At 67.3% G+C, this 15,518-nt stretch carries 12 protein-coding genes; 8 read left to right on the forward strand and 4 right to left on the reverse strand.

Annotated features, from left to right (window positions below):
- The first annotated feature begins 214 nt into the window (after positions 1–214).
- The gene (locus RZA67_RS02585) at positions 215–715 is read left to right on the forward strand and encodes a hypothetical protein (RefSeq protein WP_317210970.1); all 501 of its coding nucleotides are present in this window, start codon (positions 215–217) and stop codon (positions 713–715) included.
- A gap of 43 nt (positions 716–758) precedes the next feature.
- Here RZA67_RS02585 and RZA67_RS02590 read toward each other — a convergent pair whose 3' ends face one another.
- Positions 759–2,015 carry a 6-phosphofructokinase gene (locus RZA67_RS02590; protein WP_317210971.1) on the reverse strand — a complete coding sequence of 419 codons (1,257 nt, stop codon included), beginning with the start codon at positions 2,013–2,015 and terminating at the stop codon, positions 759–761.
- A 135-nt stretch (positions 2,016–2,150) separates the two neighbouring features.
- On the opposite strand from RZA67_RS02590, the gene RZA67_RS02595 reads away from it, so the two are divergent.
- The 3 genes from RZA67_RS02595 to RZA67_RS02605 all read left to right on the forward strand — a co-directional run bounded on the left by RZA67_RS02595 (position 2,151) and on the right by RZA67_RS02605 (position 5,012).
- Positions 2,151–2,714, forward strand: coding sequence for an adenylate kinase (locus RZA67_RS02595; RefSeq protein ID WP_317210972.1), 564 nt, complete (start codon positions 2,151–2,153; stop codon positions 2,712–2,714).
- Positions 2,715–3,048: 334 nt separating this feature from the next.
- The gene (gene mpl / locus RZA67_RS02600) at positions 3,049–4,413 is read left to right on the forward strand and encodes a UDP-N-acetylmuramate:L-alanyl-gamma-D-glutamyl-meso-diaminopimelate ligase (protein ID WP_317210973.1); all 1,365 of its coding nucleotides are present in this window, start codon (positions 3,049–3,051) and stop codon (positions 4,411–4,413) included.
- Complete coding sequence (locus RZA67_RS02605) at positions 4,410–5,012, forward strand: LON peptidase substrate-binding domain-containing protein (protein WP_317210974.1); 603 nt, start codon at positions 4,410–4,412, stop codon at positions 5,010–5,012. Before mpl ends, RZA67_RS02605 begins: the two co-directional genes overlap by 4 nt.
- Before the next feature lie 77 nt (positions 5,013–5,089).
- Here the strand turns inward: RZA67_RS02605 and RZA67_RS02610 are convergent, their stop codons facing one another.
- Positions 5,090–7,114: a VTT domain-containing protein gene (locus RZA67_RS02610; RefSeq protein ID WP_317210975.1), complete on the reverse strand. Its 2,025-nt coding sequence runs from the start codon at positions 7,112–7,114 to the stop codon at positions 5,090–5,092.
- A gap of 108 nt (positions 7,115–7,222) precedes the next feature.
- On the opposite strand from RZA67_RS02610, the gene RZA67_RS02615 reads away from it, so the two are divergent.
- Complete coding sequence (locus RZA67_RS02615; protein ID WP_317213784.1) at positions 7,223–7,870, forward strand: serine/threonine-protein kinase; 648 nt, start codon at positions 7,223–7,225, stop codon at positions 7,868–7,870.
- Positions 7,871–7,884: 14 nt separating this feature from the next.
- On the opposite strand, the gene RZA67_RS02620 is transcribed toward RZA67_RS02615, so the two are convergent.
- Positions 7,885–8,535: a hypothetical protein gene (locus RZA67_RS02620; protein WP_317210976.1), complete on the reverse strand. Its 651-nt coding sequence runs from the start codon at positions 8,533–8,535 to the stop codon at positions 7,885–7,887.
- 105 nt (positions 8,536–8,640) lie between these two features.
- Here RZA67_RS02620 and RZA67_RS02625 point away from each other — a divergent pair, with 105 nt between their 5' ends.
- The 3 genes from RZA67_RS02625 to RZA67_RS02635 all read left to right on the forward strand — a co-directional run bounded on the left by RZA67_RS02625 (position 8,641) and on the right by RZA67_RS02635 (position 14,632).
- A complete protein-coding gene (locus RZA67_RS02625; RefSeq protein WP_317210977.1) occupies positions 8,641–9,456 on the forward strand; it encodes an NAD(P)-dependent oxidoreductase in 816 nt (271 codons plus the stop codon).
- 89 nt (positions 9,457–9,545) lie between these two features.
- A complete protein-coding gene (locus RZA67_RS02630; protein WP_317210978.1) occupies positions 9,546–10,484 on the forward strand; it encodes a YiiG family protein in 939 nt (312 codons plus the stop codon).
- 215 nt (positions 10,485–10,699) lie between these two features.
- Positions 10,700–14,632, forward strand: a complete 3,933-nt coding sequence (locus RZA67_RS02635; protein WP_317210979.1) for a hypothetical protein — start codon at positions 10,700–10,702, stop codon at positions 14,630–14,632.
- 16 nt (positions 14,633–14,648) lie between these two features.
- On the opposite strand, the gene RZA67_RS02640 is transcribed toward RZA67_RS02635, so the two are convergent.
- Positions 14,649–15,518: an ion transporter gene (locus tag RZA67_RS02640; protein ID WP_317210980.1), complete on the reverse strand. Its 870-nt coding sequence runs from the start codon at positions 15,516–15,518 to the stop codon at positions 14,649–14,651.

The raw sequence follows: 15,518 nt of genomic DNA on the forward strand, positions 1-15,518 counted from the left end.
GGGGGACGACGGGCCAACGCAATGAACCAGCCCGTGCCGACCGGAGCGGTCGTCCAACGTATGGCGGTGTTCAGCAATCCCTGGTGGCGCCAGTATGGTCACGCCGCGCGCTGAAGGGCAAGCCGGCGTGGCGGACACCGTGACATCCCGCGCCTTGTCACCCCGTTAAGCCACGTTCTGCAAGCCTGCGCACAGTCCCGTTGGAGAATGTCGCATGCGCTTGCCCCTGTTGCTGCTGGCCACCCTGCTGCCGGTGGCTGCCCACGCTGCTGAGACCCCGGAACTGCAGCGTGCGGTCGGTGCGCCGCAGGCGGTAGGTGCGGTGCACACGCTGCGCCAGATTCCCGAAGCGTGCGCCCGGCTGGAAGGTGCGTTCACCGGCCAGGCGGAGCAGCCTTATCGTTTTGCAGCGGTGCGTACCAGCGAACAGTGCCAACCGCGTGCGCGCTTCGTCGACCCAGCCAAGACCCAGCCCGATGCGGCCAAGGGTTGGAAGCTCAACGACGTGATCCGCGTACCAAACGCGGCCTGCCCGACCCAGCAGGCCGTGGTGCGGGTCTGGCGCCTGCCAGCGGCCAGCGCAGCCGAGCGCGATGGACAAGGCCAGTCACGCATCTATCTGGAGGATGCCAAGCGCCAGGCGGCCGCCGGTACCATCGCGGCCATTCCGATGTTCGCCGCACAGCTGCAGATGGAAGGCGCTGCCTGCCGGTGAGTCGGCGCCCCGCTGGGACCGGGCGTGCCCGGCCCCAGGACACTCAGGCTTCGTATGCCGGCAGCCTGCGCTTGACCGCCACGTTCTTCAGCGTCACATAGCGCGGCAACCCGTCGGGGCCATACGGCAGCGGCGCCTCGCCTTTGATCAGCGGCCGCAGATAGGCGCGTGCCTTGGCGGTGATGCCAAAGCCATCGCGACGGATGAAGCCGGCCGGCATCTTCTTCTCGTGGTTGGCGATCTTCTGCAGGGGCGCGGCTTCGATTTTCCAGCGGTAGGGTGCGTCACTGCTGCGCACGATGACCGGCATCACCCCGTTCTGCCCGGCCAGTGCCATGCGCACCGCCGCTTTGCCCACGGCCTGTGCCTGTTCCCAGTCGGTGCGGCTGGCCAGGTGGCGGGCCGAGCGTTGCAGGTAGTCGGGCAGGGTCCAATGCACCTTCAGGCCGAGTACGTCCTTGACCCGCCCGGCCAGGTGCGCGGCCACGCCGCCGAGTTGGGTGTGCCCAAACGAGTCGGTACCCCCGCCGGCGTCGGCAACAAAGCGTCCGTCGGCATCGGCGATGCCCTCGGAGGCCACCACCACGCAGTAACCGACCTGGTCCACCACCGCCTGCACCTTGGCCAGGAAGGTCGCCTCGTCGTAGGCGCGCTCGGGCAGCAGGATGATGTGCGGTGCCTGCTCCGGGCCTTCGCCGGCCAGACCGGCGGCAGCGGCCAGCCAACCGGCATGGCGGCCCATAGCCTCGTAGATGAACACCCGCGTGGAGGTATCGGCCATCGCCGCAACATCCAGTGCGGCTTCGCGCACCGACACGGCGGTGTACTTGGCTGCCGAGCCAAAGCCCGGGCAGGTGTCGGTCACCGCCAGATCGTTGTCGATGGTCTTGGGCACGCCGACGCAGGTCAGGTCATAGCCCGAGGCGCGGGCAAGCTGGGACACTTTCAGGGCGGTGTCGGCCGAGTCATTGCCGCCGTTGTAAAGGAACCAGCGCACGTCGTGCGCCTGCAGCACCTCCAGCAGGCGCTGGTAGCGGGCCTGGTCGGCGTCGAGCGACTTGAGCTTGAAGCGGCACGAGCCAAATGCACCGCCCGGCGTGTGTGCCAGCGCGCGGATCGCGGCGATCGACTCCTTGCGCGTGTCGATCAGATCTTCGCGCAGCGCGCCGAGGATGCCGTTGCGCGCGGCCAGCACGGTGACACCGCGCGCACGCGCTTCCTGGATCACCGCCGAGGCGGTCGCATTGATGACGGCAGTGACGCCGCCGGACTGGGCGTAGAGCAGGGTGCCTTGGCGCATGGAGACTCCGGTTCTGGGGAGGGACATTGCAGGGACATTACCCGTATGCGGTAAAGTGGGGGTATTGCGGTGCAGCGATACCGAACAGTCCGGACGCGGCATCTTTCGAATTTTCAACAAGTTGGAGTCAGGTTGATGCGATTGGTTCTGTTGGGACCGCCCGGTTCGGGCAAGGGGACACAGGCAACCCGCCTGAAGGACAAGCTCGATATCGCCCATATTTCCACTGGCGACATGCTGCGCGCCGAAATCGCCGCCGGTTCCGAGCTGGGCAAGCAGGCACGCTCGGTGATGGATGCCGGCAACCTGGTGTCCGATGAGATCCTGCTGGGCATGCTCGAGTCGCGTCTGGCCCAGGCCGATGTGTCCAAGGGCTTCATCCTCGACGGCTACCCGCGCAACGTCGCCCAGGCCAACGCACTGGGTGAACTGCTGGCCCGCATCGGTCAGCCGCTGGACGCGGTGGTACAGCTGGATGTGCCGACCGAGCTGCTGGTCGAGCGCATCGCAGGTCGTGCCAAAGAACAGGGCCGTGCCGACGACAATCCCGAGTCGGTCCGCCAGCGCCTGCAGGTATATAACGAGCAGACCGCCCCGGTGGTGGATTTCTACGCCGGTCGCGGCACCCTGGCTCGCGTGGACGGCGTGGGTGAGCTGGATGAGGTGGAAGCGCGCATCCATCAGGCGATCAAGCCCTGATATCGATGCAGTGCAGGGTGCTCTGCGCCGCAGGGTACCCGGCGCACGAAACGAAACAGGCCTGATCCTTGCGGACCAGGCCTGTTTGTTTGTAGGCGCCAGCAGTAGGGCTTGCTCAGGGCCCCGCAGCATGAGCTCCCATGGGGATGGCCTCTTGGGGAGTAGGACCGGTTGGGGACTGCGGCTGGCGGCACCGATTGTCCTCGCGATCATTATTTGACGCTATCGGGATATCCCCGACAGCATCCCAAGCTTTTCTCACATAGGCGCTAGGAGTTATCTGACATGCAGTCTGTGCCGTGTCGTCAGCGCCTGGATCGGTGACAATCAGGGCATGAGCAGCGTACATATTCTTGGAATTGCCGGCACCTTCATGGGCGGCGTGGCCGCGCTGGCGCGCGAGCAGGGGGCTGCGGTCAGCGGCAGCGACCAGGCGATCTATCCGCCGATGTCGACGCAACTGGAACAGCTGGGCATCCAGCTCGACCAGGGCTACCACGCCGACAGCGTGCCTTCCGCGGTGAACGAGGTGGTGATCGGCAACGCGCTGTCGCGGGGGAATCCCGCCGTCGAAGCCGTGCTTGATGCCGGCCAGCGCTATGTTTCCGGCGCGCAGTGGCTGGCCGAGCGTGTTCTGCCCGGGCGCGACACCCTGGCCGTGGCCGGCACCCATGGCAAGACCACCACCACCACCATCCTGACCTGGCTGCTGGAAGCCGCGGGCCGTGCACCGGGTTTCCTGATCGGCGGCGTGGCCGAGGATTTCGGCGTCTCGGCGCGTCTTGGGCAGGGCCGCGAGTTTGTCGTCGAGGCCGATGAGTACGACACCGCGTTCTTCGACAAGCGCAGCAAGTTCGTGCATTACCGGCCGCTGGTGGCCATCCTCAACAATCTTGAATACGACCACGCCGACATCTTCCCGGATGTGGAAGCGATCGAGCGTCAGTTCCACCATCTGGTGCGCACCGTGCCGGCGCGTGGCCGGCTGATCGTCAATGGCGAAGACGCGCACCTGGCCAAGGTGCTGCAGATGGGGTGCTGGACGCCGGTGGAGCGATTCGGCTTTGATGCGACGCTGGAGTGGCACGCCGAACTGCTCAGTGCCGACGGCAGTGCCTTCGTGGTGCACCACAGAGGCCAGCGTGTCGGTGAGGTGCGCTGGGCATTGCTGGGCCGGCACAACGTGCTCAACGGTCTGGCCGCGCTGGCGGCCGCGCATGCAGTTGGCGTGGCGCTGCCGGACGTACTGCCGGCGCTGGCGCGCTTCCGCAGCGTCAAACGACGCCTGGAACTGATCGGCGAAGCTGCCGGCATCACCGTCTACGACGACTTCGCCCACCATCCCACCGCTATTGCGACCACACTCGAAGGACTGCGGGCCAGGGTTGGTGCCGCGCGCATCGTGGTGGCGATGGAGCCACGCAGTAATTCGATGCGCCTGGGCGCGCATGCGCAGGCACTCGCACCCTCGCTGGCGCTGGCCGACGAGGTAGTGTTCCTGCACCGCCCCGAGCTGGCCTGGGATGCTGCCGCAGTGATCGGCGCGGTGCGGGGCCAGGCGCATGCCGTGGCCGACACCGATGCACTGCTCGCGCAGCTGCAGGCCAGCACGCGCGCAGGTGACCATGTGGTGTTCATGTCCAACGGCGGCTTCGATGGCGCGCCGCGGCGGTTCCACCGCCAGTTGCAGGGCGCATGAGCACGGCAGGCGACGGCGGGCTGGACGTGGCGGCGCTGCCGTTGTTTCCGCTGCACACCGTGCTGCTGCCCGGTGCCGTGCTCGGCCTGCGGGTGTTCGAGCGACGCTATCTGGACCTGCTGCGCGAGTGCGGCCGCAACGGCGGCACGTTCGGCGTCTGCCTGATCCTGCAGGGAGAAGAAACCGGGGCGCCAGCCGTGCCGGCAGCCTACGGCGTGGAAGCGCGCGTCGAGGATTTCGACCTCGGCGCTGACGGCGTACTGCAGCTGCAGCTGCGCGGCGGCCGGCGCTTCCATGTCGAACACACCCGCGTGCGTGACAACGGGCTGGTGGTCGCGCAGGTGCAGTGGTGCACCGACGATGCCGATGACGAGCTGCGGCCTGAGCATTCGCTGCTGGCTACGCTGCTTACCCACATCATCGAACAGGCCGGTCCAGCGTACGAACCGGGCAGCCCGATCCTGCTTGACCAGGCGGGCTGGGTCGGCTGGCAGCTGGCCCAGCTGCTGCCGTTGGAAGACCGGCAGCGTCTGCAGCTGCTGCAGGTGGACGACGTCCATCAGCGTCTGGATCGGCTGCTGGGCTGGATACCCACGTAGCGCCGGGCTCTGCCCGGCGGGTCTCACCGCAGCAACCCCACCGCGCTGGCGCGCGGTGAGCCGACCATGGGTCGGCTCTACCCTCCGGCGGCGTCGGCCTGCGGTACGTCGCTGGTGCGGATGCGCAGCACCGGCAGGCCGCTCTGCGGATGCATGTCCTGCGCCTCGGGCAGGCTGCCCTGCAGCGCGCCACGCACGGCCTGCAGGGCCGGATCGACGCCGCGCAGCGGGTGCCACATGCCGATCCACTTGAAGTGGCGGGTGTGGCGCAGGGTCTGCGCGCTGCCCAGCCACAGCGGCTGGTCGCCGGGCTGCAGGACGTGGCCCGCCGGCCACAGGCGCAGCACGAACAGTTCGTCCTCGCGTTCGCCGTCGCGCACCATCAACAAGCTTTCAACCTGGGTGTCCAACGTGGCCGGCAGGACCGGCAACTCACGCGGGGCCGTGTTCTTTTCAAGCATCTGGAGTGCCTCTTCCCAGCCTGCCTGCTCCTGCGCGCGCCAGCCCTGGGCCTCCAGCTTGGCCTGCAAGGGGGCCAACGGGCCGGCCACCTGCACATCCAGCGGCCAACGCTGGTCGTCGTCGAACTCGTTACGGCGCGGCGGCATCTGCTGCCAACCCTGCTGCCACCACAACTGCGCGTCCATCGCCACCGGCGCCGGCTGGGCCGGCTCGAAGCGGTCCAGCTTGACCGGGATGTTGCGCGGGGCGTACCACAGCGCGGCGACGGCGAAGGTGCCGTAGAACAGCCAGGCGGCTGGCTTGACCCAGAACGACCGGTTGAAACGGCGACGGTAGGCGATGCCCAGCACCAGCAGCCAGAAGGTGCCGAACAACATGCCGCCGACCACATCGCTGAGCCAGTGTGCGCCCAGGTACAGGCGCGCGAAGCCGATCAGGCTCACCACCACGCCGGAGACAAGGTACGGCCACACGCGGGTGCGACCGGGCAGTTCGCGGGCGATCAGCACCGCGAAGAAGCCGAAGGTGATGGTGGCCATCGTCACCGACACCGAGGGGAAGCCGAAGCCACTGCTGGCATGCGGCGGTCGCACCACGTCCACCGTGGTGCCCAGCAGTTTGGTCAGCGCCAGGCCGAAGGCCAGCGCGGCCAGCCAGTGCGCCGCGGCCATCCAGCGCCGGCGCCAGAGCAGATAACCCATGCCGGCGGCCGTGGCCGGCAGCAGCACCTGCCAGGCACCGAGCGATGCCAGTGCGGCCATCGGGTGGTCGGCGAGCGGGTTGCGCAGCGCCAGCATGGTCTGATGCACCCACAGGTCAACGCTCAGCGGCTCGCCATGGGCGACCACCACCATCAGCAGCACGAACCAAGCCCAACCCAGCAACAGCAGCATCAGCGCAAGCATGGCCAGTGGCACCGATTCGCGGCGCTGCGGATCGAACACCGACACCGAATAGCGCCCCAGCCTGGGATGGCGCTGCGACCAGGCCAGCAGCCGCGCCAGCCAGTTGTCCATGCGCGAGGCCGACCACTGGTAGCTGTAGAGCACGATCGCCCAGACCAGGCCGAGGATGACACCGAGCAGACCAACCACCACCACCAACCGGCCGGCCACCGCTGCCACCGCATCGTAGGCCTCACCCAATACCCAGCCGGGAATCAGGAACAGCACCGCCCAGGACAGACAGGCCATGCCGCTGGCCTGGACGTAACGGCTGACCGGCATCTTCATCATGCCGGCGATGGCCGGCACGAACGGCCGGATGGCACCGACGTAGCGCGCCACCAGAATGCTCTTGAACGCGTTGCGGCGGAACATCAGCTCGCCGCGCTCGAGCAGCTGCGGATAGCGGCTGAACGGCCATATCCCGCGCAGACGGTCGCCCCAGCGTCGGCCGATCCAGTAGCTGATGCCGTCACCCGCGAAAGCGCCCAGCGCCGCGCAGGCCACGGCGTAGGGACCGGATATCTGGCCCAGGCCGATGAACACGCCGACGGCGAACAGCAACGGCAGGGCGGGCACCAGCGCGCCGAGCACAATGACCGCGTCGCAGAAGGCGATCAGGAAAATGACCGCACCGGCGAGCACGGGATGAGCCGCAATCCACGCCAGGGTGGCGTCAATCCAAGAAGAGTCCATCGCCCGATTATAGGGGCGCACCGCCGATGCGTTGTCAGCCGTTACAAGCCATTACAGTCCGGTGGCCAGCGCGGCGATGGCCTAGAATGGGCCATGGCATCTCCTCATATGCAGCCGCATACGGCGCTCAAGTCCGACAGCTTTGGCCGCATCCTGCTGGTCGAGGGGCCGCAGGGACGCTTTGTACGCCGCGACCTGGGGGCAACGCCCTGGTGGCTGCGGGTCCCTGCATGGTGGTTGGCGCGGCGCGAAGCACGGGCGCTGCGGCACCTGCGGGGCATGGCCGATGTGCCACAACTGCTTGCCTGGGACGGCCACTGGCTGGATCGCAGCTTCATGGCGGGCGACGCGATGTACCAGCGGCCACCGCACGGTGACCTGGCCTGGTTCCGCTCGGCCCGGCGCCTGCTGCAGCAGCTTCATCGACGGGGCGTGGCGCACAACGACCTGGCCAAGGAGGCCAACTGGCTGGTCACCGAGGACGGCCGGCCCGCGTTGATCGACTTCCAGCTTGCGGTGATCGGGCATCCGCGCTCGCGCTGGATGCGCCTGCTGGCCCGCGAGGATCTGCGCCACCTGCTCAAGCACAAGCGGATGTACTGCCGCACGTCATTGACGCCGGTGGAGAAGCGCGTGCTCAAGCGCACCTCGTGGGTGCGCGAGCTGTGGTTTGCCACGGGCAAGCCGGTCTACCGCTTCGTCACCCGGCGCATCCTGCACTGGGAGGACAACGAGGGGCAGGGCCCCAAGCCCTGAAACCGGCGGTCAGGTCACGGCGCGATGGCCTGGCGGTCACGGAAGACGCGCTTGTCGTCGAAATCGTAGGCCACCTGCAACTGCCCCACATCCGCGCATGCATGACACTGGCGCAGCGGCGTGCGGTACAGCAGGCGCACACCGCTCTGCTCCAACGCCGCCGTGCCGGCTGCCTGCGCGGGGGCAAACGGCATCGCGCCCGGGTGTGACTGCAGTACCGCCTGCGCCACCGGATCCTGCGCTCCGTTGTCCTGGGTGGGAATGGCGTCCACATCGATGCGTCGCCCTGCGCTGTCCACCAGCAGCGTGCCCTGGTTGGTGTTGGCGCGGAACGGGTAGGTCACGGTGGCCACACCGATGCCGTCGTGTTCGTGCCAGGCGCTCACGTAGGCCAACTCGCCATTGACCGACAGCTCACCAGCCGCGGCAATGGCAGCGGGGCTGGCGCCGCCCCCGCGCATCGCATCCTGCAGACACTGGACGCTGGGCTGGCCCTGTCGGCAGGCGTTGATGTCGCCATCCCAGGTGATCCGCTTGTCCCAGCGGATGGATGCGACGGGTGCGGCTGTCGCGGCGTCGGCCGTGGCATGGGGCGGTGCGGACGGCGCGGGTTGACATGCAGCCAGCAGCATCAGCGAGTACAGCGGCAGCATACGATGGGTCATGGCGAGCGTCTCGATGCAGTAGACCGGAGTGCCAGCGGAGCACGCCGCCGGTAAAGCCTGTGTGGTGGCGGCATAATGCAGCCACATCGTCTTCTGGAGCGTGCCATGACCAGCCTGCAGGGGAAAACCCTTTTCATCACCGGTGCTTCCCGCGGCATTGGTCTGGCCATCGCCCTGCGTGCGGCCCGGGACGGCGCCAACATCGCCATCGCGGCCAAGTCAGCCGTGCCCAATCCCAGACTGCCGGGCACCATCCACTCGGCTGCCGAGGCGGTACATGCCGCAGGCGGCCAGGCACTGGCGGTCAAATGCGACATCCGCGACGAGGACCAGGTGCGCGCGGCCGTGGCAGCAACCGTGGACACCTTTGGCGGCATCGACATCCTGGTCAACAATGCCAGCGCGATCTGGTTGCGCGGCACGCTGGACACGCCGATGAAGCGTTTCGACCTGATGCAGCAGGTCAACGCCAGAGGCAGTTTCCTGTGCGCGCAGGCCTGTCTGCCGCACCTGCTGCAGGCGCCCAATCCGCATGTTTTGACCCTGGCGCCACCGCCCAGCCTGGACCCGAAATGGTGGGGCCCGCATACCGGGTACACGCTGGCGAAGATGGGCATGAGCCTGGTCACGCTGGGGCTGGCCGCCGAGTTCGGCCCAAAGGGCGTGGCAGTCAACGCGTTGTGGCCGCGCACGATCATCGCCACCGATGCGATCAACATGATTCCCGGCGTCGATGCGGCCGGTTGTCGCAGGCCGCAGGTGGTGGCCGACGCCGCGCACGCCGTGCTCGTGCGTGCCGCCGATGGTTTCCACGGCCATTTCCTGATCGATGAAGACGTGTTGGCGCAGGCCGGCGTCAAGGATCTGTCCGCCTATGCGGTGGATCCAACGCAGCCGCTGTTGCCGGATCTGTTTCTGTAGCGAACGGCCGGCACAGGGGGCTTTCGTACACGCCGCGTTGCATCGGTTTTGTTAGCCTGCGCGCCCTTTCGACCTGCATGGAGTGCAGAATGCATCACCTCCCCCGTTATCTCCCCCTCGTTGCCATCGCGCTGGGCGCGCTGCTGGCCGGTTGTTCCAAGCAGGGGGCAGCCCCGCACGACCAACAGGAAATTTCCAGGATCAATGCCTACGTCAACTGCTTCAACGGCGTAGGCCAGCCGGTCCAGGAGGCCATGGAAAGCTATGTGTCCTGGATCGACGATGTCGATGCGGGCCCGACCGGCAAGGAGACCCTGGTGCGTGGACCGCGCATGATTCCCACCCATCGTGTCGAGATGTGCGGCGAGCCGATGACGGCCGCGCTGGAGCAGGGCCCGGCCGATGCGGAACTGGATCCGGTCGCGCGCAGGTTCCAGCAGGCGTTTCTCGCAGTCAACGAGAAGATCGAAGAAGCCAGCCGCTACTACGAGCGCGAGGACTACAAGCGTGACGGAGGCGAAGGCATGAAAACGCTGCATGCCCCGTTCATGCAGGCCTACAAGGCGTTCCACGCCGCCAGTGGCGAGCTCTCCGATGCGCTCGATGTGAAGGAAGACCAGCGCCGTGATGCGCAGATCGCGCAGGTCGAAAAGGACGAAGGTCGCAGCGTGAATTTCTATCAGCTGAGCCTGTTGGGCGAGGGTAAGAAGCTGGTGACCCTGCTCAACGAAGACCAGCCTGACGTAGCCGCGTCCGAAGCGCAGCTGAAGGTCTATCAGGATCTGCTGGACCAGGCGCAGAAGGAGAAGGTGGGTGAGGGTGACGCACCGTGGGGCCATGTGCAGCGCTCGGCCGACGGCCTCGTGCGCCAGGCCGGTCGCCGCATCGAGCGGGTCAAGGCCAACAAGCCGCTGACCCGCAGCGAGCAGATGCTGCTGGCAAACGGCACGGCGCCGGAGGGCAGCCAGGCAAAACTGCTGGATGCATACAACGATCTGGTGGACATGAGCAACCGTCGCTCACGCTGACGCACACGGAGCTGGCGGCGCTTGCAGCTGCCGCCGGCTTTGCGCGCAGCGCGGTGGACCCGCGCCTTGACCTGTGTCGGGTTTGACGGTTCTGCCAGCGACGCCCGGTCGCTAACATCGATCCTGCTCAGACAGGCGATTGCACGCGCTGCATGATGCGGCCGATTGCTCGCCCAGACCCGCTGAGCTTCCCTGTCACGTCAGGAGGACGATGCATGAGTGATCGATTCAACGCCGCACCGACGCCGGGTCCCTCCCGGCCCCGCAATCCGGTGGGACGAGCCCTTTCGGCCAGCAGTAGTGACGAGTTTGATAACGAGTCGGGCTCGCCCGAGCTGGAAACCGCACGCGAACATGTGAGAACACTTGAGGCAACCTGGAATGGGCATGTCGTCCGGGTGATCGCGCTGCAGCAGCTGGAGAATGCGCTTAGCGAGCTGTCTGTCCGCCAGCTGGAGCAGTTCTGGGAACAGCCGGGCCACCTCTCGTCGGCGGCCGTGCAGGCGCTGATAGATGCCGAGCCCGATCCGGTGCGCCGACAGAACATCATTAACCGCAACACACGTCTGCAGCAGACGCGACCGTTTACAGCGCAGGCAGAGCATGTGCCTGCTGTGCCCGAACCGACGCCGGCACCAAGACCGTCACCTGCATCCTTTGCTACAACGTCTCCTGCCTCGGCGACGGTGGGAACGTCGACCGCCGGTTCCCCGACGTCTGTCTATCCCGCGCAGGTCGCACAGCCTCTCGCGGCCGACGAGGAGATGTTACCGCCCTATGAATTCGAGCTTGTTTCAACGGATGGCTCGGAAAGCTCGGCGAGCTTCGCAACCCAGTTGGGTAGCGACGAAGATGCGGAAATGGCCATCGACGGGGAGTGGGCTACGCTGAGCGACCGCAGTCAGCCGCTCGAACAGCGGGTCCAGTCGCTTTACAGGATGACCTCGCATCTGCATGCACTATCTGTTGAAGGACGTTTTGGCTGGCTCAACTCGGGGTCCGCCGAGAGAGTGATGCGTGTGGGGCTGGACCTGTTGGAGCAGCCGGCATCGGGCACGGCGATGCATGCCAGCGCTCCGGCTACTGCGCTCGGCGAGCTGCTTGATCTCGTTGCCCGAGACGGAGCGGCATACGGGCAGGACTCGGGCCTGATCCAGCGGCTGCGGGCGGCCGCAGCGCAACCGGCTGCGGCTGCCGTAGGGCTGGGCGTTGCGGTGGAAGTCCTGGTCGATCCGAGTATGGACCGGCAGCTGCCCACGCTTTCGGCCGCCCAGCAGCAGATGCGCGAAGCGGCACGGCGCACGGTGGGCGTGCGGGCAGAGATCACGCTGCTGGGGCAGACGCTGCGCGACGCAGGGCAACCCCTGGAACGGCGCATCGATGCGATGTCCCGTATCGGTGGGGCCCTCCCCAACCTGGTGGATCAGGATTTTGCCGACTACGCCAACCGTGAATTCGATGCCGACATGGCATCGGCTATCGCGGCGGTTCAGCAGGCCGTGGACGCGGCGGATCAGAACCTGGATCTGGCGTCAGCCGCTGCCTCGGCGCTGGCGCGCCTGGGCGAGCAGTACGCGCTGGCAACGTGTGCCCATCCAGCGCTGACGCCGCAGCAGCAGGCAGCACTGGAGGCTTTGGCGCAGACCGAGGCGGGACGGCGTGTGGGGCTTGCCGCTGACTTTGACCGCAGCGCGACAGATGCGGACAGCGCAGCGGCGTTCCAGCAGGCGCGTGCGGATGCCTCCATGTGGTTGCAGACCCTGCTGAACCAGCAGGCAGCGCCGGGTGTTCCGCCCACTGCAGAGCCAGGACCGCAGGTCCAGCAGATGGAGTCGCAGCTGCAGACGTTGCATGACACGCGGGTTCCGTACAATCAGCGGGTTGCTGCCGCTGCCGCAGCGCTGGACCTGGTCGCGCAGCAGCAGCCTGCAGAAGCCGCGGTATTGCTGCGCGGACAGGGGCGTGAGCTGCTGCTCGGACTGATCGACATGGCCGAAGCGACCGGCACGGAGGATGCCTACGCCCAGCTTGCACAGGGCCTGCGACTGGTGGTGGATGCAGAAGGATTCTCTGCCCGGGATGCCGCCCTGGTACTTGTCGGCGATCGCGACGATGACAGCCCATCCTTGACAGAACTCGAGGATGCACTGGTACGTCGACTGATCCGTCTAAGTGCCGAGCCTGCCGCACGCCAGGCCGGCTGCGCCGTGCTGGTCGAGACGCTTGTCACCCAAGCGGGGCCGGCGCTCGATGAGGACGACCGCGATGCAGTGGCCGACGCCTGGCAGCAGGCGCAAGGACGTGCGCATCAGGAGGGGCGACGTCCGGAGCAGGCGGTGCCGACGCCGCGGGGCCATACACCTGAGCAGGCGGCGGTGATACTGGCAAGGATGTGCCAGCCTGCTGACGAGGTGGCTCGTCCGGCACGGGTGGCGGCTGTCGCACGGATGCTGGTGGCCTGCCAATCCATGCCGCCCAGGGCGCAGGCCCGGGTCCTGCTGGATCCGGATGCGGCCGCCGGTCTTGTCCGTTTGGCGGTGAGCGAGTCGCTGCGGCCGCCTGCGGGCAGCCAACAGCGCAGCAACGGTGCGGCCTTTGGTGCACTGGTGAGCGAGTCGTTGCGGCGCGCGTTGACACAGGCAGACGACGCCCAGGTGGTGGCAGCGATGGTTGGCAGGGGCGCAGGTTTCTCTACGCTGCAGGAGCTGGCACCTGGTCGCGGTCATCGAAACCTGCAGCCGCTGGCCGCGCTGATCTTTGAGGACGTTGTCGGCCAGCGCCATCCGGAGCTTCTGGTGGTCCCTGTCCGTGACGAGCGAGGCAGAGCGATGCCGCTACGGGAACTGCTTGCCCGCGAACCCAACGTCGGCAGGTACCCGCACCCCGACGGGCCGGCGGAGTTGCCGCCGAACCTCCACTCGGACGGCCGCTTGCAGCAGCTGAGCGCACTCATACAGCGCAATGCAGAACCACAACGGCGGCAGCAGCAACGCGTGCAGGCGGCACGGGAAACCGCGAACAGGCAGGCAAACGCACGCGCGCAACAGGCGCGTGCGGAGCGGGAGCACGTGGTTGTCACCGCGCAGGCCCGCCTGGACCAGTTCCGCGCGACCAATCAGGCGTACCACAACAGAACCCAAGAGCAGTACCAGGCAGACAGGGATCACTCGGCGCAGATCAGGGCCGCTGGCCGCGACGAGCGGGACGCTCAGCGCCGCGCAGTACGCGAGCAATGGGCCGCTGCGGCAGGTGCTTTCAGCTTGTACGCCGGTGCGATGGCCAACTACCAGGTGCGGCTACGGAGCGTGGAGCAGGCCGATGTCCGGCACCGGATGCTGCAGGCTCCGCAGAGCGTGCCGGCTGCTGGCCTGCCCGCGCCGGCCGTGCCTGCATTGCCAGATCGTCCGTTGCATCCGCTGGCGTCGTCGTCGCCGCCAGCGTTGGCAGGCGCGGGCGATGCTGCCGCGATCGCTGCACGCGGGCCCGGCACGCTGCGGGTGCCCCATGGCAGCACAATGAGAGGCAACATCGTCACGGTTCCCGCCGGGCTTGAAGAGCACGGGCATGTCGATCAGGGCAGGCTTGAGCTGCGCCTGCTCGACAGCGCAAACCTGCCGGCACTGGTGCTGCCCGCACGGCCGGAGCCACGCGTGATGGTGGATGCCATCACCGGGGAACCCGTTCCGTCGCCCGCAGGGCAGGCGCGCAGCCTGACCCGGTGGACACCTCCGCCGTCGACATTCTCGGCCAGGGACGTTCAGCAGCTGGCCTCCGGCGTGGCCGTCAGACTCAACCAAGGGCGGCCGGAAGAGATGCATCTGCTGGCCGACCGACGCATCGTCGAGTCGATGACCTTCCATGGCAACAGCGGTGGACGGCTGGAAATCCACCACGCGCCGCCACGTGCCGCCGTACGTGATTTCCCGGCCCAGCCCCCTGCGCATCGCGAGAGGGACCGAGTAGCGGCCAGCGTACCCAGTTCACCGGCGCAGCAGCGCATCCACCCCGCTGCCGGGCGCGTGGGCAGCGCTCCGCCCGGAGAGCGGCTGGCCGAGCGCAACCGTCACCAGCGCCTGCGGGAGGCGGCGGCGGCGGCGACACAGGCACGCGGGCCTGAACCAGCCCACCGGCGCGGCATGCAACGGTGAGCGTCCGCTAGCGCGTTCAGTCCGCTGCGGCGATGCTCAGTGCGTTGCCGCAGCGGCTGCAGTAGCGCGCATCCGCCACATGGGTCTGCAGCCCGCAACGGCTGCAGTCCTGGCTGGGCTGCCCCTGCTGCCCGGCTTCGCGCATGCTGTTGGCCAGTTCGGCAGTGTAGATGCCGGTGGGGACGGCGATGATGCTGTAACCGATCAGGATGAGCACCGAGGTGACAAACCGACCCAGCGCCGTCTGCGGCACGATGTCGCCGAAGCCGACCGTCGCCATGGTCACCACCGCCCAGTACATGCTGCTGGGGATGTTGCTGAAGCCGTGGGCAGGGCCTTCCAGCAGGTACATCAGCGCCCCGGCGATGATGGTGATGGTGATCACCGTGAACAGGAAGACCAGCACCTTGCGTCGGCTGCGCCACAGCGCATGCATCAGCACGCCGCTTTCCTCGATGTAGCGGGTCAGCTTGAGGATGCGGAACACCCGCAGGATGCGCAGCGCACGCACCACCAGCAGGCTCTGCGCACCGGGAACCAGCAATGAGAGATAGGTTGGCAGGATGGACAGCAGGTCGATCACGCCCCAGATGCTGAACGCATAACGCAGAGGGCGTCTGACCACCATCAGGCGCGCCACGTACTCGGCGGTGAACAGCACGGTGAACGCCCATTCCACGCCGTACATCCAGTGTGACCAGCGCGCGTGCAGGTGCTGCACGCTGTCGAGCATCACCACCAGCACGCTGGCGATGATCGCCGCCACCAGCAGCAGATCGAAGTTGCGCGAGGGCGGCGTGTCATGCCGGTAGATGATGTCGAACCAGTGGCGGCGCCAGCCGGTGTCGGCGGCAGGGCTCAGCGGGGGGTCGGAAAGGGGACGCAT

It is taken from the genome of Stenotrophomonas sp. C3(2023), assembly GCF_032911385.1.
Lineage (GTDB): Bacteria > Pseudomonadota > Gammaproteobacteria > Xanthomonadales > Xanthomonadaceae > Stenotrophomonas.